The 26695-nt window shown below is 64.5% G+C and carries 22 protein-coding genes; 17 read left to right on the top strand and 5 right to left on the bottom strand.

Annotation, left to right across the window (positions count from 1 at the left end):
* Positions 1 to 78 precede the first annotated feature (78 nt).
* The 5 genes from ON00_RS03380 (at position 79) to ON00_RS03360 (ending at position 6000) form a co-directional block, all read left to right on the top strand.
* Positions 79 to 2481, top strand: a complete 2403-nt coding sequence (locus ON00_RS03380) for a response regulator (RefSeq protein WP_010403156.1) — start codon at positions 79 to 81, stop codon at positions 2479 to 2481.
* Positions 2482 to 2518: 37 nt separating this feature from the next.
* A complete protein-coding gene (locus ON00_RS03375) occupies positions 2519 to 2872 on the top strand; it encodes a response regulator (RefSeq protein WP_010403155.1) in 354 nt (117 codons plus the stop codon).
* A 90-nt stretch (positions 2873 to 2962) separates the two neighbouring features.
* Complete coding sequence (locus tag ON00_RS03370) at positions 2963 to 3874, top strand: SDR family oxidoreductase (protein ID WP_281047976.1); 912 nt, start codon at positions 2963 to 2965, stop codon at positions 3872 to 3874.
* Positions 3875 to 3993: 119 nt separating this feature from the next.
* Entirely contained in the window at positions 3994 to 5097 is a 1104-nt protein-coding gene (gene recA / locus ON00_RS03365; protein WP_010403152.1) for a recombinase RecA, read from the top strand.
* A 270-nt stretch (positions 5098 to 5367) separates the two neighbouring features.
* Complete coding sequence (locus tag ON00_RS03360) at positions 5368 to 6000, top strand: glutathione S-transferase family protein (RefSeq protein WP_010403151.1); 633 nt, start codon at positions 5368 to 5370, stop codon at positions 5998 to 6000.
* Positions 6001 to 6213: 213 nt separating this feature from the next.
* Here ON00_RS03360 and ON00_RS03355 read toward each other — a convergent pair whose 3' ends face one another.
* On the bottom strand, positions 6214 to 7521 hold the full coding sequence (locus ON00_RS03355; protein WP_010403150.1) for a dicarboxylate/amino acid:cation symporter: 1308 nt from the start codon (positions 7519 to 7521) through the stop codon (positions 6214 to 6216).
* Between the two features lie 134 nt (positions 7522 to 7655).
* On the opposite strand from ON00_RS03355, the gene ON00_RS03350 reads away from it, so the two are divergent.
* Positions 7656 to 8912 carry a M24 family metallopeptidase gene (locus ON00_RS03350; RefSeq protein WP_010403149.1) on the top strand — a complete coding sequence of 419 codons (1257 nt, stop codon included), beginning with the start codon at positions 7656 to 7658 and terminating at the stop codon, positions 8910 to 8912.
* A 52-nt stretch (positions 8913 to 8964) separates the two neighbouring features.
* Here ON00_RS03350 and ON00_RS03345 read toward each other — a convergent pair whose 3' ends face one another.
* Complete coding sequence (locus ON00_RS03345) at positions 8965 to 9468, bottom strand: hypothetical protein (RefSeq protein WP_010403148.1); 504 nt, start codon at positions 9466 to 9468, stop codon at positions 8965 to 8967.
* A gap of 235 nt (positions 9469 to 9703) precedes the next feature.
* Positions 9704 to 11359, bottom strand: a complete 1656-nt coding sequence (locus ON00_RS03340; RefSeq protein WP_245535527.1) for a hypothetical protein — start codon at positions 11357 to 11359, stop codon at positions 9704 to 9706.
* 93 nt (positions 11360 to 11452) lie between these two features.
* Here ON00_RS03340 and alaS point away from each other — a divergent pair, with 93 nt between their 5' ends.
* A complete protein-coding gene (gene alaS, locus ON00_RS03335; protein ID WP_010403146.1) occupies positions 11453 to 14107 on the top strand; it encodes an alanine--tRNA ligase in 2655 nt (884 codons plus the stop codon).
* 34 nt (positions 14108 to 14141) lie between these two features.
* On the opposite strand, the gene ON00_RS03330 is transcribed toward alaS, so the two are convergent.
* Both ON00_RS03330 and ON00_RS03325 read right to left on the bottom strand, forming a co-directional pair.
* The gene (locus ON00_RS03330; RefSeq protein ID WP_010403144.1) at positions 14142 to 15914 is read right to left on the bottom strand and encodes a cation:proton antiporter domain-containing protein; all 1773 of its coding nucleotides are present in this window, start codon (positions 15912 to 15914) and stop codon (positions 14142 to 14144) included.
* A gap of 136 nt (positions 15915 to 16050) precedes the next feature.
* Positions 16051 to 17271, bottom strand: a complete 1221-nt coding sequence (locus tag ON00_RS03325; RefSeq protein WP_010403143.1) for an NADP-dependent isocitrate dehydrogenase — start codon at positions 17269 to 17271, stop codon at positions 16051 to 16053.
* A gap of 128 nt (positions 17272 to 17399) precedes the next feature.
* Between ON00_RS03325 and ON00_RS03320 the strand changes: the two genes are divergently transcribed.
* The 10 genes from ON00_RS03320 (at position 17400) to ON00_RS03275 (ending at position 26677) form a co-directional block, all read left to right on the top strand.
* Entirely contained in the window at positions 17400 to 18146 is a 747-nt protein-coding gene (locus tag ON00_RS03320) for a phosphatidylserine decarboxylase (RefSeq protein ID WP_010403142.1), read from the top strand.
* Positions 18147 to 18165: 19 nt separating this feature from the next.
* Positions 18166 to 18981, top strand: a complete 816-nt coding sequence (locus tag ON00_RS03315; protein WP_086010564.1) for a CDP-alcohol phosphatidyltransferase family protein — start codon at positions 18166 to 18168, stop codon at positions 18979 to 18981.
* Positions 18982 to 19396: 415 nt separating this feature from the next.
* Positions 19397 to 20239, top strand: a complete 843-nt coding sequence (gene rpsB, locus ON00_RS03310; protein ID WP_010403140.1) for a 30S ribosomal protein S2 — start codon at positions 19397 to 19399, stop codon at positions 20237 to 20239.
* A gap of 157 nt (positions 20240 to 20396) precedes the next feature.
* Entirely contained in the window at positions 20397 to 21332 is a 936-nt protein-coding gene (gene tsf / locus ON00_RS03305; protein ID WP_010403139.1) for a translation elongation factor Ts, read from the top strand.
* A 177-nt stretch (positions 21333 to 21509) separates the two neighbouring features.
* Positions 21510 to 22238 (top strand): UMP kinase, encoded by a 729-nt coding sequence (gene pyrH, locus ON00_RS03300; protein WP_010403138.1) that lies wholly within the window; start codon positions 21510 to 21512, stop codon positions 22236 to 22238.
* A 3-nt stretch (positions 22239 to 22241) separates the two neighbouring features.
* Positions 22242 to 22799 (top strand): ribosome recycling factor, encoded by a 558-nt coding sequence (gene frr, locus ON00_RS03295; protein WP_010403137.1) that lies wholly within the window; start codon positions 22242 to 22244, stop codon positions 22797 to 22799.
* A complete protein-coding gene (locus tag ON00_RS03290) occupies positions 22796 to 23545 on the top strand; it encodes an isoprenyl transferase (RefSeq protein ID WP_154651270.1) in 750 nt (249 codons plus the stop codon). Before frr ends, ON00_RS03290 begins: the two co-directional genes overlap by 4 nt.
* An 11-nt stretch (positions 23546 to 23556) precedes the next feature.
* Entirely contained in the window at positions 23557 to 24357 is an 801-nt protein-coding gene (locus ON00_RS03285; protein WP_010403133.1) for a phosphatidate cytidylyltransferase, read from the top strand.
* Positions 24354 to 25547: a 1-deoxy-D-xylulose-5-phosphate reductoisomerase gene (locus ON00_RS03280; RefSeq protein WP_029622401.1), complete on the top strand. Its 1194-nt coding sequence runs from the start codon at positions 24354 to 24356 to the stop codon at positions 25545 to 25547. Before ON00_RS03285 ends, ON00_RS03280 begins: the two co-directional genes overlap by 4 nt.
* Complete coding sequence (locus tag ON00_RS03275) at positions 25544 to 26677, top strand: M50 family metallopeptidase (protein WP_010403131.1); 1134 nt, start codon at positions 25544 to 25546, stop codon at positions 26675 to 26677. Before ON00_RS03280 ends, ON00_RS03275 begins: the two co-directional genes overlap by 4 nt.
* Positions 26678 to 26695: the final 18 nt, after the last annotated feature.

The raw sequence follows: 26695 nt of genomic DNA, 5'->3' as shown, positions 1-26695 counted from the left end.
GGCATGGGTGGCGCGGTGTAAGCGTGTCTGGCCGCTTTGCCCTTGACGCTCCCGGCGCATCGCCCAATGCAGGGGACGATGGCATCGCTTCCAACGTCCCCGACCGCGTCGCGCGGCGCAGCCTTGATCGCGGTCACCTGCGGCTGCGCGGCTGCGGCGATCATTCTGGTGGTGATAGGCAGCGCGCCGATTGCGGCAGCGTTTCTGGCGACCGCACTCGTCGCGACCGGGGCGATGCTGCTGTTCCGTCGCCTGTTCCCGCGCACGACGGAGCTTGGTGCCGAGCCGGACTGGAGCGTCGCGCGCACGGTCGCCGAAAGCAGCCCCGATGCGATTGCGGTGACCGATCGTGCCGGGCGGCTGGTATGCGCCAACAATAGATACGAAACGCTGTTCGGCGGTTTTGCGACGCCACCGGGCCTCCCCTTCGACGCGACGGGGGTGGAGCTTCTGGGGGCGGCCGGGCGCGCGGCATGGCGCGACGGGACCGCTGGCGTCGCGCGTCTCCTGATCAAAGGCGCGCAATTGTCCGCCGAAGTGACGCGGGCCGGGGAAGACGGGAATCTGCTGGTCTGGCGCTTCCACGCCACGCAGGGCCTGGATCTCGCCCAGACCATGGAAAATCTGATCTCAGGGGGAACGGGCGATCGGCTTGGCAGCGCCGGGATCATGGCGGCGCTGATCAATCCCGATGGACGGATCCGGGCGGCCAATCGCGTGCTGCGCGCGCGCGCGATGGGCCATGAGGAAGGCGCGATCGTCGGACGCGACTTTGCGCGCTTTCTGATCACCGATTCGCACGGCATGGCGCGGTTCGAACGCGAAGGGTTGGCCCGCAACCCGTTGCGCGTTCTGCAAATTCCCTTTCTCGATGGCGAAGACGCGCCGATGCTGGTCGCGCTGATCGACGAGGAAGAGAACAGCCAGCCCGCCATCGGTGAAAGCGCCGCTGCGCATATCAAGAGTCTGGTTTCGTTGATGCCGTTCGGCGTTGCCTTGATTGGGGCCGATGGCCGCTTTGTGCAGATGAACGATGCCTTTGCGCGGGCGGCGGCGGTCGATCCGCACAGCCCGCCCATCTATCCCGGCGATCTGCTGGTGCGCGAAGACAAGGGCGTGGTCGCCGATGCGATCCGGCGCTTTGCCGGCGGCGCGACGCATTCGACCGATCTTGCGGTGCGGTTGAAGGACCATCCCGATGAACCGGTGGCCCTGTCGATCGCGGGCGCGCGCGGGCTCGGCAATTCGGCGGTGCTGCTGAGTCTGAAGGACAATAGCGAGGAAACGCGGCTCAAGCGCGAAGTGGCACAAGCAACCAAGATGCAGGCGGTAGGGCAGCTCGCCGGTGGCGTCGCGCATGATTTCAACAATATCCTGACCGCGATCATCGGGCATTGCGACTTGATGCTGATGCGCCATTCGCCCGGCGACAGCGATTATGACGACATCCAGCAGATCCGCGCCAATTCCAACCGCGCCGCCAGCCTGACGCGCCAATTGCTCGCCTTTTCGCGGCAGCAGACGCTCCGCCCGCAAGTGCTGCAACTGCCCGACGTGATTTCGGAAGTGACCAATTTGCTCAAGCGCTTGTTGGGCGAGAGCGTCACGCTCACCGTCAAGCATGGGCGCAATCTCGGGCCGGTGCGTGCCGATCCCGGGCAACTCGAGCAGGTCGTCGTCAATCTCGCGGTGAATGCGCGCGATGCGATGATGTCGAAGGATCCGCGCGGCACCGGTACGCTGGCGATCCAGACCTATGCGGTCACCACCGCCGAAGTGCGCAAGCTCGCCTCCGATATCCTCCCGGCGGCCGATTATGTCGTGCTGGAAGTGGCGGATACCGGTGGCGGCATCCCGCCCGACGTGCTGCCCAAGATCTTCGAGCCGTTTTTCACCACCAAGGAAGTGGGCAAGGGGACGGGCCTCGGTTTGTCCACCGTCTACGGGATCGTCAAACAATCGGGCGGTTATATCTTCGCCGATAATGTGAAGGCCGGGTCGCGCGGACCGGCGGGGGCGGTGTTCACCATCTATCTGCCGGTCCATACGGCGGGCACCTTGGCGGAGGCACCACCGGCGCGGATTTTGCCGCGCGAGAAGCCGGTCGATCTGTGGGGTACGGGGACGATCCTGCTGGTCGAGGATGAGGATATGGTGCGCGCCGTCGCCGAGCGGACGCTGACGCGGCAGGGCTATACCGTGCTTTGCGCCGAACATGGCGAGGCGGCGCTGGAGTTGCTGGCATCCGGCCCAAAGCCCGATCTGCTCATATCGGACGTGATGATGCCGCTGATGGACGGGCCGACCATGGTGCGTCAGGCACGCGCGCGCTATCCCGATCTGCCGATCGTGTTCATGTCCGGCTATGCCGAGGAGACGATCCGCAAGTCGATCGACCTCGACAATGTCGCTTTTCTGGCAAAACCGTTTTCGGTGCAACAGCTTGCAGAAGCGGTGCGGGCGGTATTGGGTGCGAAATGATTTGGTGCATTACGGCATGCCCGGCTAAGGGCCTATCATGAGCGGGCCACAGACTATTTTGATCGTCGAGGACGAACCCTTGATCGCGATGATGATCGAGGATTTTCTCGATGTCTTGGGAAAGCGTCACGGCGGCACGGCCGATACGGTTGTGGCGGCGCTGGCATTGATCGAAGCCGGTGGTATCGACGCCGCCATCCTCGACGTGAACTTGCGTGGCGGCGAAAAGAGCTTTCCGATCGCGGCGGCGCTCGCCGAAAAGGGCATTCCCTTCGTTTTTGCGACCGGCGGCTCGCACGATAGCGTCGCCGACGCGTATCGGGATCGTCCGACCCTGGCCAAGCCGTTCACCATGGACGGGGTTTCCAAGGCGTTGGCCGCCCTGGCCTGATCTGGATTACCCAAACAAACCTGGCTGATCGCGGACCCATAGCGAGGCTGCGCCGTTTCTCCTGCCACAATCCCGGCACGGAGACCGATCGTGGCATTTTCCAGTACAGACCTTTCCCCCGCTGCTTTGACGGACCCGCAAACGGTGGGGCCGAAGCCGCCGTTCGAGCGCCAGAGCCAGCCATGGCCCGGCCTCGCGCGCGATATGCGACCCCGGCCCGACCATGGCGAATCGAGCTATCGCGGCTCCGGTCGCCTGGCAGGTCGCAAGGCGCTGATCACGGGTGGAGACTCGGGGATGGGACGCGCTGCCGCCATCGCCTATGCGCGCGAAGGGGCCGATGTTGCGATCAACTATCTGCCCGATGAAGAGGCGGATGCGCAGGAGGTGATCGACCTGATCCGCGCGGCGGGCCGCACGGGCGTCGCAATCCCGGGGGATCTGTGCAGCGAAGATTTCTGCAAGACCCTGGTCCAGACCGCCATCGATGCGCTGGGCGGGCTGGACATTCTGGTTAGCAATGCCGCCCGGCAACAAACGCACGCCTCGATCCTGGATATTTCCACCGAGGAATTCGACCGGACGATGAAGACCAACATCTACGCGCCGTTCTGGCTGATCAAGGCGGCGCTGCCGCATCTGGCACCAGGATCGGCGATCATCGGAACGACGTCGGAACAGGCAACCGACCCCTCCGAAGACCTGTATGACTACGCGCAGACCAAGGCGGCGACGACCAATTATGTGCGCAGCCTCGCCAAACAATTGGCGTCGCGCGGGATCCGCGTGAACGGCGTTGCACCCGGACCGATCTGGACGCCCTTGCAAGTGTCCGGTGGCGCGACGATGGAAAAGCTCGAACAGTTTGGCGGCCAGACACCGCTCGGACGCCCCGGACAACCGGGCGAACTCGCCGGAATTTACGTTCTGCTGGCCGAAAGTGGTGGCAGCTACGCCACCGGCCAAGTCTATGGCGCAGCGGGCGGTAGTGGGATGCCGTAACCGCGCAAATTTTTTGAAAGAGGCTGTCGTTCTACTCTTGTTCCGAAAGAACAAACGCGATACACACTGCATCACGCATTGAACGCACCCGGCGTTCGGTCTAGCGCAGGAGGCTACCAATGGCGGTATCGTTGAAGGTCATCGACAGCAAAATGGCAGCCTCAGACAAGCAAGCAGACAAAGCCACCGCAGAACGCGCCAAGGCGCTGGAAGCGGCGCTCGCACAAATCGACCGGGCGTTTGGCAAGGGGTCGGCGATGAAGCTCGGCTCCAAGCAGACGATGCAGGTCGAAGTGATCTCGACCGGCTCGCTCGGGCTCGACATCGCTTTGGGCGTTGGCGGCTTGCCGCGTGGCCGCGTTATCGAGATTTACGGGCCGGAATCGTCGGGCAAAACCACGCTGGCGCTGCACGTCATCGCCGAAGCGCAAAAGGGTGGCGGCACGGCGGCTTTCGTCGATGCCGAGCATGCGCTCGACCCAGTTTACGCCAAGAAATTGGGCGTCAATATCGATGAGCTGATCGTGTCGCAGCCCGACACGGGCGAGCAAGCGCTCGAAATCGTCGATACGCTGGTGCGCTCCAATGCGATCGACGTGCTGGTGGTCGATTCGGTCGCGGCGTTGGTGCCGCGTGCCGAAATCGAAGGCGAGATGGGCGACAGCCATGTCGGCTTGCAGGCGCGGCTGATGTCGCAATCGCTGCGCAAGCTGACCGGCTCGATCAGCCGCTCGCGCTGCATGGTGATCTTCATCAACCAGCTGCGCATGAAGATCGGCGTGATGTACGGCAACCCCGAGACGACGACGGGCGGCAATGCGCTGAAATTCTATGCCTCGGTTCGCCTGGATATTCGCCGCACCGGGCAGATCAAGGATCGCGACGAGATCATCGGCAACACCACGCGGGTGAAGGTGGTCAAGAACAAGGTCGCGCCGCCGTTCAAGCAAGTCGAATTCGACATCATGTATGGCCAGGGCGTGTCCAAGATTGGCGAGATTCTCGATCTGGGCGTCAAAGCCGGGTTGGTCGAGAAATCGGGCGCGTGGTTCAGCTATGACAGCGTCCGCATCGGGCAGGGGCGTGAGAACGCCAAAACCTTCCTCAAGGAAAATGTCGAGATGTCCGATCGTCTGGAAAAGGCGATCCGCGCGCGGACCGACAAGGTTGCCGAGGAAATGATGGCAGGCGCGGAACCCGATGAGGGTGACGACGAGATGTGACTTTCGCCCCGGTCTGCTGCGGCGGACCGGAGCCGGGGATTGCGGCAGTGCACGGCTGCGTCCCCACCCACGATGGCGGTATCGAGCGCTCTCGGTTCCGTCGCAGAGACCGGGAAGGCCCGCCAGCGATGGCGGGCCTTTCATATGGCGGGCTGTGGCCTGCGCAGAGTGTCCGCGTGGCGAACCCGCATTGCGCACCCAAAGCCAGTGTGTGGCTTGGCTGCTGCGCGCCTGCTAGGATGGGGCACCAAGCCGACCCGGAGAGCTCTCATGACCTTGATCGTCCATCATCTCGAAAACTCGCGCTCGCAGCGGATTCTGTGGATGCTGGAGGAACTCGGGCTCCCCTATGAGATCAAGCGCTATGAGCGGAACAAGCAGACGATGCTGGCCCCGCCGGAACTCAAGCGCATTCATCCACTGGGCAAGTCGCCGGTGCTTGAGGACACCGAAATCGGCGATGTGATCGTCGAAACCGGCGCGATCGTCGAGTATCTGGTCGAGCGTGGCGATGGTCGGCTGGGGCCGCCCGCGCACCGCGATGCGGTGCTGCGCTATCGCCAGCTCCTGCACTATGCCGAAGGGTCGGTGATGCCGCCGCTGCTGGTGTTGCTGGTCGTCAACCGCATCCCGTTGCTCGGCAAGACCGCCGCCAAGCGCATCCAGCCGATGATCGACGTCCATCTCGATTATGTCGAAGCCGAGCTGTCGAGCCGTCCCTGGTTTGCGGGCGACACAATCACGGGGGCCGACATCATGATGAGCTTCCCGCTGGAGGCCGCGCGCAGCCGCGCGGGCCTCGATGCGTCGCGCCCGGCGACGATCGCCTGGCTCGACAAGATTCACGCGCGCCCAGCCTATCAGGCCGCGCTCGCCAAGGGCGGGCCCTATGCCTATGCGTGAGACGGCGTAGCGCGGCGACGCGGGATGTTTGCTCTCCGCTCACCGTTCGCCCTGAGCCTGTCGAAGGGCACCCCGCCACAGGCATGCGTTCGCTTCGTGACGACGGGGCTTCGACAGGCTCAGCCCGAACGGTGATTGGGTAGACCTGCCTGCAGACACCACCGCTGGTCTGCATACGGAATGTTAGAAAGCCGCGCCCTTTCCGCGATCCTGCTACGCGTGATCCGCCCGGGGCAGTTCGTTCAAGCCGATCTCGGGCGGCTCGGGCGCTTCCAGCGTCCCCTCCCATTTGGCGATGACGCTGGCGGCGATCGCATTGCCGACGACGTTGGTGGCGGAGCGCCCCATGTCCAGAAAATGATCGACCGCGAGGATCAGCAACAGCCCGGCCTCGGGGATGTGGAACACCGGCAGCGTCGCGGCGATCACCACCAGGCTGGCGCGCGGCACGCCGGCAATGCCCTTGGAGGTGATCAGCAAGGTCAGCAACATGGTGACCTGCGCGCCGATCGAGAGATGGATGCCGTACGCCTGGGCGATGAATAAAGACGCGAAGGTCATGTACATCATCGAGCCGTCGAGATTGAACGAATAGCCTAGCGGGACGACGAAGCCCGCGATCTTGGGCGGGACGCCGAAGCGCTCCAGCGCCTCCAGTACGCGCGGCAGCGCGGCTTCGGACGAGGCGGTGGAAAAGCCGATCATCAACGGCGCGCCGATGTACCGCAGCAAGCTGCGCGTGCGCGGCCCCACGATGAGGTAGCACAGGCCGAACAGCAGCGCCCACAACACCGCCAGCCCGAAATAGAAGCTGCCCATGAAGTAAGCGAGGTTCTTGATGACGCCGGGGCCCTGCTCGGTCAGCGTGGCGGAGACGGCGGCGAACACCGCCAGCGGCGCGAACATCATCACATAATTGGTGACTTGCAGCATCACCGCGACCAAAGCCTCGGTCGCGCGGACGAGCGGGGCGGCTTTCTCCCCGACCGCCGAAATCGCGACGCCGAGGAACACCGAAAACACCACGATCTGCAGGATCTCGTTGGTCGCCATCGCATCGAAGATCGACGACGGCACGACATGGGTAATGAATTTGGCGAGATCGAACCCGGCCTTGTCGAGCCCGGTGCCCTCGGTCACGGGCGGCACGACCAGATGCGGCGTGAGGCCGAGCACTTCACCCAGCGACGCGGTGACATGGAACAGCACCAGTCCGAGCGAGAGCGACAACAGGCTCGCGCCGACGAACCACGCGACGGCGCGCAGACCGATCCGCCCGAGCGCGCCGGTGCCCCCCATATGCGTAATGCCGACGACAAGGGTCGAGAGCACCAGCGGCGCGATGATCATCTTGATCAGCCGCAGGAACACCGTGGTGATGATCGAAATATAGCCGGCAATCTCCTTCAGCCGCGCCGCGCTGGCGGGGGTGCCGTCATCGATCGTGGCGTTGAGCGTCCATCCCACGGCGAGGCCAAGCACCAGCGCGATCAGGATATAGGTCGTCAATCGCTTCGCCACGTGTCACCCCTTTTTACAGTGCGTGTCATCAACGGGAGAAAGTGCGAGCGGTCAAGCCGAAGTGCCGCGATGCTGCGTTGCGGCGGCCACCTGCCGCTGGCACAGTTGCGCTAACGATGAGGGGGCGCGAGACGATGAAGATGCTGACGCGGCGTGGGTTTGCAGCCGGAGCGGCGGTGCTGCCGGTGCTTTCGGCCAGTGGCGTTCTGCGCGCGGCCGAACCGGATCTCGGTGGCTTGCGCAACCTCGCCAGTGGCGCGACGCCGATCGGGCCGGACGAGCGCCGCGCGCGCATCGCCCGCGCGCAGGCGCTGATGAAGGCGCACGGCATTGGCGCGGTGCTGATCGAATCGGGATCGAGCCTGGTTTATTTCACCGGCGTGATGTGGTTTCGCAGCGAACGGCTGACCGCGGCGATCCTGCCGGTCGAGGGCGAGCCGTGCATCGTCACGCCGTTCTTCGAGGAACCCTCGGTCCGCCAGACGCTGGGGGTCGCGGCGGATGTGCGCGTGTGGCAGGAGGATGAGGATCCGCTGAAGCTGGTCGCGGGCTTCCTGCGCGAACGCAAGCTGGACGCGCGGCCGATCGGCATTGAGGAAACGGTGCGCTATTTCGCGGTCGATGGCCTGGCGCGGGCGCTGCCGGGGGCGAAGATCGTCTCGGCCAATCCGGTCGTGCGCGGGGTGCGGATGCGCAAGACCGCGCCCGAGATCGCGCTTATGCAGACCGCGACCGATGTGACGATCGCCGCTTACCGCTGGACCTGGCCGCGCGTCGAAAAAGGCATGAAGCCCGCCGACATCGCCGCGCTGATGAACGCCGCCACGCGGCACTTGGGCGGCGCGCCCGAATTCGCGTTGGTACTGATAGGCCCCGCCGCGGCCTATCCACATGGCAGCCGCGACCCGCAAGTCGTGGCGGACGGGCAGATCGTGCTGATGGATTGCGGCTGCACCGTGCAGGGCTATCAGTCGGACGTCTCGCGCACCTTCGTGTTTGGCAGCGCGAGCGCGGAACAGCGCATGGTGTGGGATCAGGTCCGCGCTGGCCAGGCCAAGGCCTTCGCCGCCGCACAGATCGGCACGCCGGCGGGGGCGGTGGATGATGCCGTGCGCGGCTTCTATGCCTCGCTCGGCTATGGGCCGGGCTATCGCTTGCCCGGCCTGTCGCACCGCACCGGCCACGGCATCGGGCTTGACGGGCATGAGCCGGTCAACCTCGTCCACGGCGAAACCATGCGGCTGGCCGAGGGCATGTGTTTTTCGGATGAGCCGGGCCTGTATCTGCCGGGCAAGTTCGGCGTGCGGCTGGAGGATTGCTTCCACATGACCGCGACCGGGCCGAAATGGTTCAGCGTGCCGCCGATTTCGATTGATGCGCCGTTGGGGTGAGGGGCGGGGATGTGAGATTGTGTCGAGGTTGCCGGATTGGTGGGTAATGGCCCTAGGGGAGCGGGCCACTGCCTTGGATGGGAATTCGCTTTTCAATGATCTTTTGTCCCAGGTAGCTGCCGCCCCTGAGTTGCAAGCACTGCGGCGTCTCAAAGTCCCCTTTTCGGGCAAAGATGAGACTTTTCATCTGATAGATTGACTTGGCTGGCTGCGCTTTCAGCAAAGCTTTGACGGCATTGGCATTTCCCAAATCAATGCCCTCCAGCTTTGGTTCTGTCCCGACGTTGGTATCCTTCCCGCTCGAGCATTCGACAACATAAACATGAGGATACACCTCTGAGTGAGAAATGCGCTGAACGTCTTTCTTTTCTAATAATGCCGTGAGTAGCACCCATATCCCGAAGCCATAAGGCTTGCGTGATGCCGCTTCGGCGTCATTCTGAAATTCAGTCGGCGAGGCCGGTCGAACAATTGCATTCCTGGCATCGATTTCGACCGAACAGCCTGTTAGCAACATTGCGCCAGCCGCCACGATGGAAGATGAGAAAGGCTTCATAGCTCCTATCTAACGGCTATCTCCGATGTCGTATATTGGTCGGAAAGAGATTTCCCGCAGTTTTGATGCTATGATCAGTTGCGCCACACCCCGCTTCCCCGGCGAAGGCCGGGGCCCAGTGGTGGGCGGGGTATGGCGGGGGCTGGTCTTTCTTGCATCCGTCCTACCTACTGGGCCCCGGCCTTCGCCGGGGAAGCGTGTGGTGGGTAGGCGTGTTGGCAGCGGCCCGCTCCCCTCAGATCAACGCCGCGGTGAAAGCACTCTTGTCGCCGTGCCACCGCGCCACCGCCGCCGCGCGGTCCTTTTCCGCCGCCGCCGTCTGCCCCAGCGCGGTCAGCGCGTCGGCCCTTACCGACAGGCTCACCGGGTCGAGCGGGAAGCGGGTGAGGGCGGCGTTGGCTTGCGCTAGCGCTTGCTGGGTGTCGCCTGCGGCCAGCAAAGCGGCGGCGAGGCTGCGTTCGGTCGGATACCACCACACGGGCGGATCGTCGAAATGGGTCAGGACCTTGGAGGTCTCGATCCTGGCCGCCGTACGATAGGCCTTCACGGCGTCGGCGGGACGGTGTTCCAGCATGGCTGCGCGGCCTTCCAGCACGGATTTGGCGATGCGCATCAGCGCGGTTGCCTGCAGGCTGGCATCCTCCTTGTCGGCAGGGCCGGCGCGCAGCGGGATCGCCGCCGCTTCGGCACGGACTGCGGCTGCGTTGCCGAGGCGCGCGTACGCTTCGCCGCGCGCATAATGGCGATAGGCGCGCAGGAAACCGTATGCCGCGCCGGGTTCGGGCAGCGCCAATACCGCTGCCGGGTCGGCGAAGCGGCCTTGGGCGAAATAGGCGGTGCCGCCGACCATTTGCTGGAACGGATCGGATTTCGGCGCGCGCGACAGTGCCCCGAGGACGGGCGCGGACAGCGCGAGCGCATCTTTCGCGTCGCCTGCGATCAACGCGCCGCCAATGCCGAAATGGACATTGTGCGCGTGGTAAGGCTGGCGGAACACGCCGTCTGGCTCGGGCGCATGCGCGGCTTTCGCATCGGCCACGCCGATGGCGGCAGCGCGGACATTGGCGTCAGCGGCATCCTGATAGCGCCCGATCCAGTAATAGGTATGGCTCGGCATGTGGATCAAATGGCTGGCGGCGGGGGCGAGCGCGGCGAGGCGGTCGGCATAGGGCTCGGCGCGCGCCGGAAAGCCGCTCATCTCGGTCGCGTGGATGTAGAAATGGATGGCGGGGGTGAAATCCGGATTGCGCTTGAGCACCGTCTCCAGCAGCGCGACCGCGCGCGGCAGCGTGTCGCTGCGCTCGCCCAGCGCCGCCGGGATCATCCAGGCATCGGCGGCGAGCGTCAGCAGTTCGTCACTATCGGGATGCGCGACCGCGATCGCCTCCATCGCGCGGGCGTAGGCGATATCGCCCGGGCCCTTGCCGCCGCCATTTTTGTAGCGCAGCGCCAGCGCCGCGAGCAGTTGGCGTTCGAGCAGCGGGCCGGTGGCGGCCAGCGGGATCGCCGCATCGACCAGCTTGCTCATTTTCACTTGGGTGGCGGCATCGACGGGAAAGTTGATCGTCGGGCCGCCCGACCAGGCTTCGCCCCAGCGGCACATTGCGCAGGCCGGATCGAGTCGCGCTGCCTCGGCAAAGGCGGCGCGCCCGGCATCGTGCGCGAAGGCGTGGCTGAGTTGCAGGCCGTTGTTGAAAAACGCCTGGGCTTGCGGTTTGGCGGTGCGGATCGGGAGTGCGCCCGTGCCGAAGCCGGGCAGGAGGCGCGCAACGCTGGGAGCGATCGTGTCGTCGCCGCAAATCGCGTGCGGCGGCGCGCCGGCGGTGGCGCGCGTCACCTCCGCCGTGGGGGCGAGCAACAGCAGCAGTGGCGCAATCTTCAACACGCGCATCATGGGTCCCCGGGCAAGTTCCGTGCGCGATAGCGGATCGCGACGAACCGAGCCATGCTTGAGATACGCTCGCGCCTCGCCTAAGCACCGGGCATGACCCAGCTCTCGCTCTCGACCAACGACATTCGTCGCAGCTTCCTCGACTATTTCGCGGCCAATGGCCATGCGAAGGTTCCGTCCGCGCCGTTGGTGCCGCAGAACGACCCGACGCTGATGTTCGTCAATGCCGGGATGGTGCCGTTCAAGAACGTATTCACCGGCCTGGAATCGCGGCCTTATTCGACCGCGACGTCTTCGCAGAAATCGGTGCGCGCGGGCGGCAAGCACAATGACCTCGACAATGTCGGCTATACCGCGCGGCATCACACCTTTTTCGAGATGCTCGGCAATTTCTCGTTCGGCGATTATTTCAAGGAACGCGCGATCACGCTCGCCTGGAATTTGCTGACCAAGGAATGGGGGATCGACCCCAACCGGTTGACCGTCACCGTGTATCACACCGATGACGAAGCATTTGATTTGTGGCGCAAGATCGCTGGATTGCCGGAAGAGCGCATCATCCGCATCGCCACCAACGACAATTTCTGGTCGATGGGGGACACGGGCCCGTGCGGGCCGTGCTCGGAAATCTTCTTCGACCATGGCGACCATATTTATGGTGGCCCGCCGGGAAGCCCCGAGGAAGATGGCGACCGTTTCGTCGAGATCTGGAACCTCGTCTTCATGCAGTTCGACCAGGCGGCCGATGGCACGCGCACGCCGCTGCCGCGCCCGTCGATCGACACCGGCATGGGGCTGGAGCGCGTGGCCGCCGTGCTGCAGGGCGTGCACGACAATTATGATACCGACACCTTCAAGGCGCTTATCGCGGCCTCGGTCGCGCTGTCGGGTGCGTCGCTGACGCCCGAGACGCAGGCGAGCCACCGCGTGATTGCCGATCATCTGCGCTCGTCGGGCTTCCTCGTCGCCGATGGCGTGCTGCCCGCCAATGAGGGGCGTGGCTATGTGCTGCGCCGGATCATGCGCCGCGCGATGCGCCATGCGCATTTGCTGGGCGCGAAAGAGCCGTTGATGCACCGGCTGGTGCCGGCGCTGGTTTCCGAAATGGGCGCGGCTTACCCTGAGCTGGTGCGCGCGCAGGCGTCGATCGAATCGACCCTGCTGCAGGAAGAAACCCAGTTCCGCCGCACGTTGGTGAACGGGTTGCGGCTGCTGGAAGAAGCGACCGCTGGGATGGCCGAAGGCGACACGCTGCCGGGCGAAACCGCGTTCAAGCTCTACGACACGTTCGGTTTCCCCTATGATCTGACCGAAGATGCGCTGCGGCGGCAGGGCTTCGGCGTGGATCGCGCCGGGTTCGACACCGCCATGGCCGAGCAGAAGCGCGCAGCGCGGGCCGCGTGGAAGGGATCGGGCCAGCGCGCGTCGGACGATGTGTGGTTCGACATTGCCGAAGCGAGCGGCAGCACCGAATTCATCGGGTACGCCAGCGAAGAGGGCGAGGGGCAGGTCGTCGCGATCGTCAAGGACGGCGCACGGGTCGAGCGCGCCGGGCCGGGCGAGACGGTCGAGATCGTCGTCAATCAGACGCCTTTTTATGCCGAGAGCGGCGGGCAGGTCGGCGATACCGGCACGCTGACGGCAAGCGGCGTGCTGGCGCATGTCGAGGATACGCGCAAATATCTCGGTCGCCTGTTCGCGCATCAGGCGAAGATCGAGCAAGGCGAAATCGCGATTGGCGATGCGCTGCATCTGACGATCGACAGCGGGCGGCGCGACCGCATCCGCGCCAACCATTCGGCGACGCATTTGCTGCACGAGGCGCTGCGCCAGCGGCTCGGCTTGCATGTCGCGCAAAAGGGCAGCCTGGTCGCGCCCGAGCGGTTGCGCTTCGACTTTTCGCAACCGACCGCGATCGACCCCGCCGCACTGGCGCAGGTTGAGGTGGATGTGAACCACCAGATCCGCGCCAACGGCCCCGTCACCACGCGGTTGATGACGCCTGACGAGGCGATCGCGGAAGGCGCAATGGCGCTGTTCGGCGAGAAATATGGCGACGAGGTCCGCGTCGTGTCGATGGGGCGCGAGGGCGATGAAATCTACTCGCTCGAACTGTGCGGCGGCACGCATGTCCGCGCATTGGGCGACATTGGCCTGTTCACCGTGGTGAGCGAAGGCGCGGTGTCGAGCGGTGTGCGCCGGGTCGAGGCGCTGACCGGGGAGGCGGCACGATCTTACCTCACCTCGCGCGACGAGAAATTGCGCGAGGCGGCGACGGCGCTGAAATCCTCGCCCGATGAAGTGCCCGCGCGCGTGGCGGCCCTGGTCGAGGATCGGCGGCGGCTGGAGCGTGAACTCGCCGAAGCCAAGAAGGCGCTGGCGCTGGGTGGCGGGGCCGGTGCGGCTGCGGCGGGACCGGAAGAGATTGGTGGCGTGTCGTTCCTTGGCCAGGTGGTCGAGGGGCTCGACCCCAAGGGCCTGCGCGGCGCGGTGGACGAGATGAAGCAGCGGGTTGGCTCCGGCATTGCGATGATCGTCGCGGTCAATGAGGGCCGCGCTTCGGTCGCGGTTGGTGTGACCGCCGATCTGGTCGCGACGCGCAGCGCGGTCGATCTGCTCAAGATCGCGGTGGCGACGCTGGGCGGGCAGGGTGGCGGTGGCCGCCCCGACATGGCGCAGGGCGGTGGGCCGGACGGCGCGAAGGGGGCCGAAGCGGTCGCCGCGGTGAAGGCGGCGCTGGCAAGCTAAGCGGTTACGCCGCAGTCTCAGTTGCCTGCGGCGGTTAGTCCTTGCTCAGGCGCGCGCGGATCAGGCGCGGCGCGACCTCCAGATCGGCGGCGGCCTTGATCTCCTGGCGCAATTCGGCGCGCTTCTCGTGGATCGAGACGATTACCGGGCCGACCGCGACGCCGAGATCGGTCAGTACTGCCTCGGCCAATTGCAGCGAGCTTTCCAGCGTCTCGGGCACTGCGTCGCTCGCGCCTGCTTTGTAGAGTTCGGCGGCATGGGCGGTGTCGCGTGCGCGCGCGATGATCGTCAGATCGGGCACCCAGCCGCGGACCCGCCGCGTAAGCGCAACGCTCAGCACCGGATCGTCCATCGTCAGGATCAGCGCGCGCGCGCGGCCGAGATTGAGCCGGTCGACCAGTTCCGGGCGCACGACATCGCCGAAGATCACCGGATAGCCATCGGCACGCGCCGCCTTCACCGCATCGATATCGGCCTCCACCGCGACATAAGGCTGGCCGTGGACCTTCAGCATGTCGCATACCATCCGCCCGACGCGACCGAAGCCGATCACGACGGTGCCCGGGCCTTCCTCCGGGATCGACGCCTCCGGTGAATCGCCCTGGCGACGCTCGATTCGCTTGGCCGCGCGTTTGCCGAGCAAGGCGAGCAAGGGCGTGATCGTCAGGCCGATCGCGGTGACGGTCTGCCAGAAGCTGGCGAGACCCGGCGCGAGCAGTTGCGCCTGGCCCGCCGCCCCCAGCACGATCAGCGTCGTTTCGGACGGGCTGCCCATCAACATGCCCGTCTCCGCCGCCACGCCGCCGCGGATCCCGGCCAGCCGCAGCAAACCGAAAGTGACCAGCGCCTTGATCGCGACCACGCCGACGATGGCGAGGAAATACGACCCCCAATTGGCGAGGATCGCGCCAAGATCGACACTCATGCCGACGGTGATGAGGAATACGCCGAGCGCCAGGCCCTTAAACGGTGCCGTCATCACTTCGACTTCGCTGTGATAATTGGTTTCGGCGATCAGCAGCCCGGCGATCAGCGCGCCGACGATCGGCGACAGGCCCGCTGCCGTCGTCGCCAGGCTGGCGGCGATCACCACCAAGAGCGACGCGGCGAGGAACAACTCCGGGCTTTTGGTGCGCGCCGCCTGGGCGAACAATTTGGGCAGGAAGAAGCGCCCGCCAACGAACAGAATCGCGACGGTCAGAATCGCGCCGCCGCCAACGCGCGCGAACCCCATCCAGCCGCCCGCCGCCGCCATCGGCCCCAGCGCGCCCAGAATGAAGATGATCGGCACCAGCGCCAGATCCTCGAACAACAGCATGGCAAACGCCGTACGCCCGACAGGGCTCGACGTGCCCGCGATCGGGAGCACCAGTGCGGTGGACGAAAGCGCAAGCGCAATACCCAGCGCGAACGATCCGGTCCACGCCACGTCCGTCAACAGGTGCAAGCCGGTACCGAGTATCAGCCCCGATCCGATCAATTCCGCCGCACCGGTGCCGAAGACAAGTCGGCGCATCGACCACAAGCGTTTGAACGACAACTCGAGCCCGATCGAAAACAGCAGCAGCACGATGCCGAATTCGGCAAAAGGCTCGATCGCGTGCGGATCGGAAATGGTGATGTGGTAAAGCCAGGGATAGCTGGGGACGAGCGCGCCCAGCCCCGACGGGCCGACCAGTAATCCGACGAGAATGAAACCGATGACCGGGCTGATCTTGGCCCGGGCAAAAGCGGGGATAACGAGCCCGGCTGCCCCCAGGATTACGAGGGCGTCGCTGAAACCGGTGGAGTTTAGGGGAGATGCCATTGAGCCACTGTACGCAACACATTGGCGGCTTGTCAGCTTTTGACTGACAAAAAAGACCTTTAGTGGCCGAAAGACGGTTCGGCGGCCACGGGTCCGTATCGGACGCGGTGGCCGCCAAGTAGATTTGGGAGGAGGGTTAGGCCGAAGCGCCCATCGCCTGCTCGAGATTGACGCGAACTTGCTCGAAGAACTGCTCGGTCGTCATCCACGGCTGATCGGGGCCGATCAGCAGCGCGAGATCCTTGGTCATGTGACCATTCTCGACCGTCTGAATGCAGACGCGCTCGAGCGTTTCGGCGAACTGGGTCACTTCGGGAGTGCCGTCGAACTTGCCGCGATATTTGAGGCCACCGGTCCAGGCGAAGATCGACGCGATCGGGTTGGTCGAGGTTGCCTTGCCTTGCTCATGCTGGCGGAAGTGGCGCGTGACGGTGCCGTGCGCGGCCTCCGCCTCGACCGTCTTGCCGTCGGGGGTGAGCAGCACTGAGGTCATCAGGCCAAGCGAGCCGAAGCCCTGTGCAACCTGGTCCGACTGCACGTCGCCGTCATAATTCTTGCACGCCCAGACGAATTCGCCGTGCCACTTCAGCGCCGATGCGACCATGTCGTCGATCAGGCGATGTTCGTAGACGATGCCGGCTTCCTTGAACTTGTCCTTGAACTCGGTCTCAAAGACTTCCGCGAACAGATCCTTGAAGCGCCCGTCATAGGCCTTGAGGATGGTGTTCTTGGTCGAGAGATAGACCGGCCATTTCAGGTTGAGGCCATAGTGCATCGAGGCGCGTGCGAAATCGCGGATCGAATCGTCGAGATTGTACATCGCCAGCGCGACGCCGGCCGACGGGAACTGGAACACTTCGCGGTCGATCACTTCGCCGTCATCACCGTCAAACACCAGGCGCAGCTTGCCCGGGCCGGGGACAAGGAAGTCGGTCGCGCGATACTGATCGCCAAAGGCGTGGCGGCCGACAACGATCGGGTGCGTCCAACCCGGAATCAGGCGTGGCACGTTCTTGATCACGATCGGTTCGCGGAAGATGGTGCCGCCGAGGATGTTGCGGATGGTGCCGTTGGGCGACTTCCACATCTTCTTCAGGCCGAATTCCTCGACGCGGGCTTCGTCGGGGGTGATCGTCGCGCACTTTACGCCGACGCCATATTTCTGGATCGCTTTGGCGCTGTCGACCGTGATCTTGTCGTCGGTCGCGTCGCGGCTCATCATGCCGAGGTCGTAATATTCCAGATCGATGTCGAGATAGGGGAGAATGAGCCGTTCGCGGATCCATTGCCAGATGATCCGCGTCATCTCGTCGCCATCGATTTCCACGACGGGCGTCTTCACCTTGATCTTCGCCATCACGATCTTTCCTATGGGAGTTTCGAGGTGCGTCTAGGAGCATGGCGCGCGGCGATCAACCCGGCGCGGAACGACAGGTGCGCGGGATGATGATTGTGGCGCGGGGAAGCGTGGGGTAGGGAAGGGGGATGCTTCCACCCGAAACACCAAATTCATCCGCCGAAGCCGTGAAATGGCGTATCCCCGATCTGCACCCGGAAGGGCGCAAATATGTCGCGATCGCCGGGGTGATCGCGCTGGTTGCGTTGATCTGGTTCGGTTGGTTCGTGGCGTGGCCGCTGATCGGCATCACTTTATGGGTCGCGTTGTTCTTCCGCGATCCGGTCCGCGTGACACCGAGCGGCGATGGGCTGATCGTGTCGCCTGCCGACGGCCTGGTGTCGATGATCCAGCGTGTCCCCGTACCACGCGAACTGGCCGGGCCGAATGGCCTGGGCGACGCGCCGCTGGTGCGCGTGTCGGTGTTCATGTCGGTGTTCGACGTCCACATCAACCGCACGCCGATTGCCGGCACGGTGAAGCAGGTCGTCTATATCTCGGGCAAGTTCGTGAATGCCGAGCTCGACAAAGCGAGCGAAGACAATGAGCGCCAGCATATCGTCGTCGAAGGTCGCCCGGGGGCGGACGGCACCGTGCGGCGAATTGGCTTTACGCAGATCGCTGGTCTGCTCGCGCGCCGGATCGTGCCGTTCGTCAAGCCGGGCGACATGGTCGCAGCTGGGCAGCGTATTGGACTGATCCGCTTCGGCAGTCGCCTCGACGTCTATCTGCCCGATGATTGCACCTGTCAGGTGGTGCTCGGCCAGCGCAGCGTGGCGGGCGAGACCATCCTTGGTCGAGTCGGCGGCACAACGGCGACCGGGATCGCGCAGTGACGCTGCGGATTGCGGGCGTATGAGGTCGCCGTCTCGCAGGGCCGCAGCACGCGGGCTCCCCTTGCGCGCGGTCGCACCCAATGCCGTTACCGCGCTCGCTTTGTGTTCCGGCCTGACCGGAATCCGCTTTGCGATCGCCGGGCAGTGGGAAACCGCTGTCGTCATGGTGATGATCGCCAGCGTGCTCGACGGGATTGATGGCCGGATCGCGCGCATGGTGCGCGGCGAGAGCCGCTTCGGGGCCGAACTCGATTCGCTGTCAGATGCCATTTCGTTCGGCGTATCGCCGGCGTTGATCCTCTATCTGTGGTCGCTGAAGGAACTTCCCCGCGTCGGCTGGCTGTGCGCATTGGTGTTCGCGGTGTTTTGCGCGCTACGCCTGGCGCGGTTCAATGCCGCGATCGATGTCGTCGACCAACCGCATAAATCGGCGGGTTTCCTGACGGGCGCGCCGTCGCCGGTCGGAGCCGGGCTGGCGATGCTGCCGCTCTATCTGTGGTTCTGGACCGGGCTCGACTGGTGGCGGTCGCCGCTGATCGTTGCGCCTTGGGTTGCGCTGATGGCGGCGTTGATGGTGTCGAGCGTCGCCACCTTCAGTTGGTCGTCGCTGCGCCTGCGCAACAATATCCGCTTCGAGGCGATCGCGGTGGTCGTTCTGCTGGGCGCGGCGCTCATCTCGGCACCCTGGCACACGCTCAGTTTCCTGTGCGTTGCCTATCTGGCGACACTACCGTTCAGCATCGCCGCTTACGCCCGGATCAAGCGGCTGCGCGGAGCGGTGCCCGGGCCAGCGTCGGCGCGGACGTCACCCGAAGGCGCAGGCGCGGCTCCCTGACGGTTGCCTGGATTTGCGGGGCTGCGAGCGGATCGGCCCCATCGCGCAGGATTGCGATGATCCGCGGCAATGCAGGTGCCAAGGTGAACCAGAAAACAGCGATGCTTGCGGCGAACGCACTCGCAAAGACCAAAAACCCGACAACAGCCATCGTTCAACTCCGTCATTCACGGTGAAGAGTCACAAAGTCGCAACATATACGGGCCGTGTTCCGTTCCACGTTCCGCTCTGAGACACGTTATGTTCTCATTGCGTTCCATCGTCAAGCGCTTTGACGGACTTGATTTGAAAGGGCGTCTCGGATAAAGGGCGCGCCTTCACACCGCATGGGAAGCACACATCACCGGTGTCTGCGCAGGGTTCGCCCTGTCGGATTACTCGCTTCCCAGAGGATCAACCGGAAAGGAACTATCTTATGGCGGCACCTGTCGTCTCCATGCAGCAATTGCTCGAAACGGGCGCGCATTTCGGTCACCAGACGCATCGCTGGAACCCGAAGATGAAGCCCTACATCTTTGGCGACCGCAACGGCGTCCACATTCTCGATCTGTCGCAGACCGTTCCGCTGTTCGCGCGCGCGCTCGAATTCGTCGCCGCGTCGACCGCCGCTGGCGGCAAGGTGCTGTTCGTCGGCACCAAGCGCCAGGCGCAGGAGCCCGTTGCTGAAGCGGCGCGCCGTTCGGGCCAGCACTTCGTCAACCACCGTTGGTTGGGCGGGATGCTCACCAACTGGAAGACCATCTCGGGCTCGATCAAGCGCCTCAAGACGCTGGAAGAGCAACTTTCGGGCGACACGCACGGCCTGACCAAGAAGGAAGTGCTGCAGCTCACCCGTGAGCGCGACAAGCTCGAACTGTCGCTCGGCGGCATCCGCGACATGGGCGGCATCCCCGACGTGATGTTCGTGATCGACGCGAACAAGGAAGAGCTGGCGATCAAGGAAGCCAACACGCTGGGGATCCCCGTCGTGGCGATCCTCGATTCGAACGTTTCGCCCGACGGCATCGCCTTCCCGGTTCCCGCGAATGACGATGCCAGCCGCGCGATCCGCCTGTATTGCGAAGCGATTGCGATCGCGGCGACTCGTGGTGGCAATGAGCAATTGTCGCGCCGCCAGGACATCGGTTCGATGGAAGCGCCGCCCGCAGAGGAAGCGCTGAGCGTTGCACCGGCCGCTGCTGCCGACATCACGCCCGCGACCGATGCGGCGCTGCAGGCCGAGTTGGCCGCTGAGACCGAGCGCCAGATCGACGCGTAAGCGTCGCTGAATTGTAACGAGGGTCGCCTAGCGGCCTTCCCATTGCCGTTCGTGCTGAGCTTGTCGAAGCACTGCTCGCCTCCTCCCTTATGGGGCGAGTGCAAGCAGCCTTTCGACAGGCTCAGGGCGAACGGATTTTAGCATAAGGATAAGCAAGATGGCCGAGATCACGGCAGCTGCGGTAAAGGATCTGCGCGAAAAGAGCGGCGCGGGCATGATGGATTGCAAGAAGGCGCTGACCGAAGCCAATGGCGACATGACGGTGGCGATGGACTGGCTGCGCGCCAAGGGCCTCGCGGCGGCCGCCAAGAAGTCCAGCCGCACCGCGGCCGAGGGCCTGATCGGGGTCGAAGTGTCGGGCACCAAGGGTGCTGCGGTCGAAGTGAACTCGGAAACCGATTTCGTCGCCAAGAATGAGCAGTTCCAGACCTTCGTTCGCGACGTGACCTCGGTCGCGCTCGAACTGGGTGACGATCTCGCGACGATCAAGGCCACCTCGCTGGGTGAAAAGACCGTCGAGGAAACCCTGACCAACAACATCGCCACGATCGGCGAGAACCAGAACCTGCGTCGCGCCAAGCGCCTCGAAGTATCGGCTGGCGCGGTTGTTCCGTACATTCACAACGCGCAGGCCCCCGGCCTTGGCAAGATCGGCGTGCTGGTCGCGCTCGAGAGCGAAGCGGGCAAGGACGTGCTCGAGCCGCTCGGCAAGCAGATCGCCATGCACATCGCAGCGGCCTTCCCGCTGGCGCTGAACGAAGACGGCCTCGACCCCGAGATCGTCGCGCGTGAGCGCGCAATCGCGACCGAAAAGGCAGCCGAAAGCGGCAAGCCCGCCGACATCGTCGCCAAGATGGTCGATGGTGCGATCGCCAAGTACCGCAAGGAAAACGCGCTCGTCAGCCAGTTGCTGGTGATGGACGGCAAGACCAAGATCTCGGACGTCGTCGCCAATGCTGCCAAGGCAGCCGGCACCGCGATCGTGCTCAAGGACTATGTCCGCTTCCAGCTCGGCGAAGGCATCGAGAAAGAAACGAGCGATTTCGCAGCGGAAGTCGCCGCCGCTTCGGGCGTGCCGCAGGCGACTGCATAACGTCCGGCCACGCCAGCGCGCGAGGCCAGCAAAATACCGAGGGGCCGTGCCGATGAGGTGCGGCCCTTCGTGTGTTCGATCTGCACGGTTTCCGCGCTTCCAATCGTGGTGCGTGCCCGATAAGGTCCGCGCCGCACGCCCCTAGGGCGATCATGACCCTTTGCAGTCTGGAATGCCGTGACCACCCCGCACTTTAAACGTATCCTGCTAAAATTGTCGGGCGAGGTCCTGATGGGGGCCGGTGGCCTCTCGATCGACCCTGACGTCATTGCCCGTGTGGCCGCCGAAATCGCCGATGTGAAGCACCAGGGGTATGAACTCTGCGTCGTAGTCGGCGGGGGTAACATCTTCCGGGGCATTTCCGGCGCGGCGCGCGGCATGGACCGCGCCACCGGCGATTATATGGGGATGCTGGCCACCGTGATGAACGCGCTCGCCGTGCAGAACGCGCTGGAAAAGATCGGCGTCGAGACGCGCGTCCAGTCCGCGATCCCGATGGCGTCGGTGTGCGAGCCTTTCATCCGCCGCCGGGCCGAGCGCCATCTCGAAAAGGGGCGGATCGTTATTTTCGCAGCGGGCGTCGGCAGCCCGTTCTTCACCACCGACAGCGGTGCTGCTTTGCGCGCCGCCGAGATGAAATGCGATGCGCTGTTCAAGGGCACCTCGGTCGACGGCGTCTATGATGCGGACCCCAAATTGGTCCCGACCGCCAAGCGTTTCGAAACCGTTAGTTACGGCACGGTGCTGGCACAGGATCTCAAGGTGATGGACGCGAGCGCGATCGCCCTTTGCCGCGATAACAAAATCCCGATCGTCGTCTTCAACATCCGCGAGCCCGGCAATCTTGCCGCGGTTCTGCGCGGTGAAGGCGTGTCGACGGTCGTCCAAACCACAGCAGGAGATTAAGTCATGGCCGCTTATGACAAGGCCGATCTCGAACGCCGCATGGCGGGTAGCGTCGAGTCGCTGAAGGGCGATCTCGGGGGGCTGCGGACCGGTCGTGCATCGACATCGCTGCTCGATCCCGTCACGGTCGAGGTGTATGGCGCGCAAATGCCGCTCAACCAGGTTGCGACCGTGTCGGTACCCGAGCCGCGCATGCTGTCGGTGCAGGTGTGGGACAAGGCCAATGTCGGCCCGTGCGACAAGGCGATTCGCTCGGCCGGGCTGGGTCTCAACCCGATCGTCGACGGCACCACGCTGCGCCTGCCGATCCCCGATTTGACCGAGGAGCGCCGCAAGGAACTGGCCAAGCTCGCCGGAAAATATGCCGAGGATGCCCGGATTGCCGCGCGCAACGTGCGCCGTGACGGCATGGATTCGCTCAAGGTCGACGAAAAGAAGGGCCTGTTCGGCGAGGACGAGCGCAAGAAGCTCGAAACCGAAGTGCAGAAGCTGACCGACAAGACGATCGCCGAGATCGACGCGGCCGCCAGCGCCAAGGAAAAGGAAATCCTGGGCAAGTGAGGCCGTTTGCCGCCTCTGCTCCAGAACTGGTGACCGGCAAAGGCGCGGGGGTGTTGCCGCGCCATGTCGCGATCATCATGGATGGCAATGGGCGCTGGGCCAAGCAGCGCCACTGGCCGCGCTTTGCCGGACATAAACAAGGGGTGGAGGCGGTACGCCGCATCGCGCGCGCCGCTCGCGCGATGGGGATTGAGGCGCTGACCCTTTATGCCTTTTCGAGCGAAAACTGGCGACGCCCCGAGAGCGAAGTCAGTGACCTGATGGGGTTGCTACGGTTATTCATCCGTAACGACCTCGACGAGATGGTGCGCGACAACGTGCAGCTGCGGGTGATTGGTGATTATCGGCGGTTCGCACCCGATCTTGTCGCGTTGATCGATACGGCCGTCGCGCGGACCGCGGTCAACACTGGGCCGATCCTGGTGATCGCGCTCAATTATGGCGCGCAGGCGGAGATTGCAGCCGCCGCGCGGCGGCTGGCAGAACGTGCGCAGGCCGGCACGCTCGATCCGGCGACGATCGATGAAGCGATGTTTGAGGACGAGCTCGACACGCGCGACTTGCCGCCGCTCGACCTGTTGATTCGCACCTCAGGGGAGGTTCGCTTGTCCAACTTCCTGTTGTGGCAGGCGGCCTATGCCGAATTGCTGTTCGTCGACACGCTGTGGCCCGATTTTGACGCCGATACGCTGGCCGCTGCGGTCGAGATCTTCGGCCAACGGCAGCGCCGGTTCGGGGGCCTGTGACGCCACTTCCTGTGACGCCGCCTGCAGAGCCGCGTGGCCCGTCCAATCTGACGCTGCGCATCATTGTCGGCATTGCGCTGGTCGCGGTCGCGTTGACGGGCGTGCTCCTGGGCGGGATCGTATTCTGGCTGCTCTGCGTCGTGCTCGGCATCGTTATGATGGGGGAGTGGGCCGGCCTGCAATCCGCGCCGCACGAGACCAAGCGCCTCGCGCAATATGCACTGTCGGTGCCGCTGGCGATCATGGCCCCCGGGATCGGCGCAGGGGCGGGGTTTCTCACGCTTGGGTTGCTGATCGGTGCCGCCTTCTTCGTGGTGATCGTGACCGGACGGCGCGGGCTGGCGCAGGGCATTTTCTATGTCGGACTGCCGATCATGGCGTTGCTGGTGATCCGGCGGCAGGATGCGGGCATTCTCTTCACGCTGTGGGCGCTGGCATTGGTGTGGGCGTGTGACATCGGTGCCTATGCGGCGGGTCGCGTTATAGGCGGGGCGAAAATTGCGCCCGCCATCAGCCCCAACAAGACTTGGGCTGGGCTGGTCGGCGGCGTTTTGGCGGCAAGCCTGTTCGCGGCGTTCCTGCATTATCGCTATGGCTTGCCGCTGCGGATGACGCTGGCGACGCCAGTGCTGGCGGTGTTGGCGCAAGGCGGGGATTTTTACGAAAGCTGGCTGAAGCGTCGCGCAGGCGTAAAAGATAGCGGAACGCTGCTGCCCGGGCATGGCGGCGTGCTGGACCGCCTTGACGGGCTGGTGCCGGTCGCGCCCGTCGCTGCATTGCTGGTGCTGTTACCGAAGGTATATTGGTGGTGAAGACGATAACGATCCTTGGGGCGACGGGCTCGATCGGTACCTCGACACTCGATCTGGTCGAGCGCGAGCCGGACCGCTTCGAAGTGCTGGCGCTGACCGCCAATCGCGATGTTGCGGGTCTGGCGGCGGCGGCGATCCGCACGCGCGCGAAGCTGGCGGTGGTGGCGGACGAGGCGTGCTTGCCCGAACTGCGCGCGGCGCTGGCGGGCACCAATATCGGCGCGGCCGGCGGGCGTTCGGCAGTGGTCGAGGCGGCAAGGCTTGGGGCCGATGTCACCATGGGCGCAATCGTCGGCTGCATCGGGCTGGAGCCGGTGATGGCAGCGATTGCGGGCGGCAAGACCGTCATCCTCGCCAATAAGGAACCTTTGGTGTCGGCGGGCGACGTCGTGCTGGCGGCGGCGGCCCGGCATAAAGCGACCCTGCTGCCAGCCGATTCCGAACACAATGCGATCTTCCAATGCTTCGATGCCGCGCGGCCCGAGCGCGTGCGCCGCATCATCCTGACGTGCAGCGGCGGCCCGTTCCGCACCTGGACGACCGAGGCGATGCGTTCGGTCACCCCAGAACAGGCGGTCGCGCATCCCAACTGGTCGATGGGGGCGAAGATCTCGATCGATTCGGCAACCTTGTTCAACAAGGGGCTGGAACTGATCGAGGCGGCGCGATTGTTCCCGGTGGCGCATGATTCGATCGAAATCGTCATCCATCCACAATCGGTGATCCATTCGCTGGTCGATTATATCGATGGCTCGGTGCTGGCGCAAATGGGCCCGCCCGACATGCGCACGCCGATCGCGCATTGCCTTGCCTGGCCCGACCGCATGGCGACGCCGATGGCTCCGCTCGATCTGGTGGCGATCGGGCGGCTCGATTTCGAGGCTCCCGATGCCGAGCGCTTCCCCGCGATCCGGCTGACGCGCGCGGCACTCGATGCAGGCGGCGCGCGTCCGGCAATATTGAACGCCGCGAATGAGGTAGCGGTCGCGGCCTTCCTGGACCGCGAAATCGGCTTCCTCGAAATTGCCGCAATCGTCGAAGATACCTTGGCGGCATACGATCCGGCCGCACCGGAAAGCGTGGATGAGGTCCTGGCGGTCGATGCCGAAGCACGCAGCATGGCGCGCAGGCAGATTACGGTTCGGGGCGGGGCATTAAGAGGGACGAATGTGAAGGATATCGTCGCTTGAGCCATTCTCCGGGATTGCTGGTCACCTTAATCGGCTTCGCGCTGGTGATCGGCCCGCTCGTCTTCCTGCATGAGATGGGGCATTATCTGGCTGGACGGATGTTCGGCGTGAAGATCGATGCTTTTTCGATCGGCTTCGGGCGGGAGCTGTTCGGCTGGACCGACCGGCGTGGAACGCGCTGGAAGTTCAGCGTGCTGCCGCTGGGCGGCTATGTGAAATTTGCAGGCGATCTCAACGCCGCCAGCACGCCCGACCCTGCATGGCTGGAATTGCCCGCTGAGGAGCGCGCCCGCACCTTGCAGGGGCGTCCGGTGTGGCAGCGCGCGATCGTCGTGGCGGCAGGGCCGATCACCAATTTCGTCGTCGCGGTGGTGATTCTCGCAGCGTTCGCGATGGCCTATGGCGTCGATCGTACCCCCTCCATCGTTGGCGGCGTCAGCCCCGGCAGCACGGCGGCCGCGATCGGGCTTCAGACCGGCGACAGGATTACCGCGATCGACGGGCGCACGATCAACACGTTCGAAGACGTCTACGAATATGCGGTGTTACGGCCGGGCTATCCGGTCGTGATCGAATATGACCATGCTGGCAGCCGGATCCGGCGCGCGACGGTCCTGGGCACCGCCGTTCAGACGGACAGTTTCGGCAATACCTTCAAAAAGGGCCTGTTGGGCATCGCGCCAACCACGCCGGTGCCGCATCGCGTGGGCCTGTTCGAAGCACCGGTGGTCGGCATCGAAATGACCGGTCGAATCCTGCGTTCGACGGTCGAGGGTTTGGGCCAGATCCTGAGCGGCCGACGCTCCACCGACGAACTTGGCGGCCCTTTGCGCATCGCCAAAGTGTCGGGCGAGCAATTCTCGCTTGGCTGGCCGGTGTTGATCTATTTCATCGCCGGGGTGTCGATTAATCTGGGATTCATCAATCTCTTGCCAGTCCCTCTGTTGGACGGCGGCCATTTGTTTTTCTACGCAATCGAGGCGATCCGGCGCAGGCCGGTCGCACCGAATGTGCAGGAATGGGCGTTCCGGGGTGGACTGGCGGCGATTCTCGCCTTGATGGTGATGGTAACGTTTAACGATCTCGGCGCTTTCGGCCTGTGGAAGGCTCTGACCGGCTTGATCGGTTGACGCAGGTGAGGCAGGGCG

This window comes from Sphingomonas echinoides ATCC 14820 (genome assembly GCF_000241465.1).
GTDB lineage: Bacteria > Pseudomonadota > Alphaproteobacteria > Sphingomonadales > Sphingomonadaceae > Sphingomonas > Sphingomonas echinoides.
The sequence above is the reverse complement of the archived record's forward strand: the minus strand, read 5'-3'. Positions and strand labels throughout refer to the sequence as shown.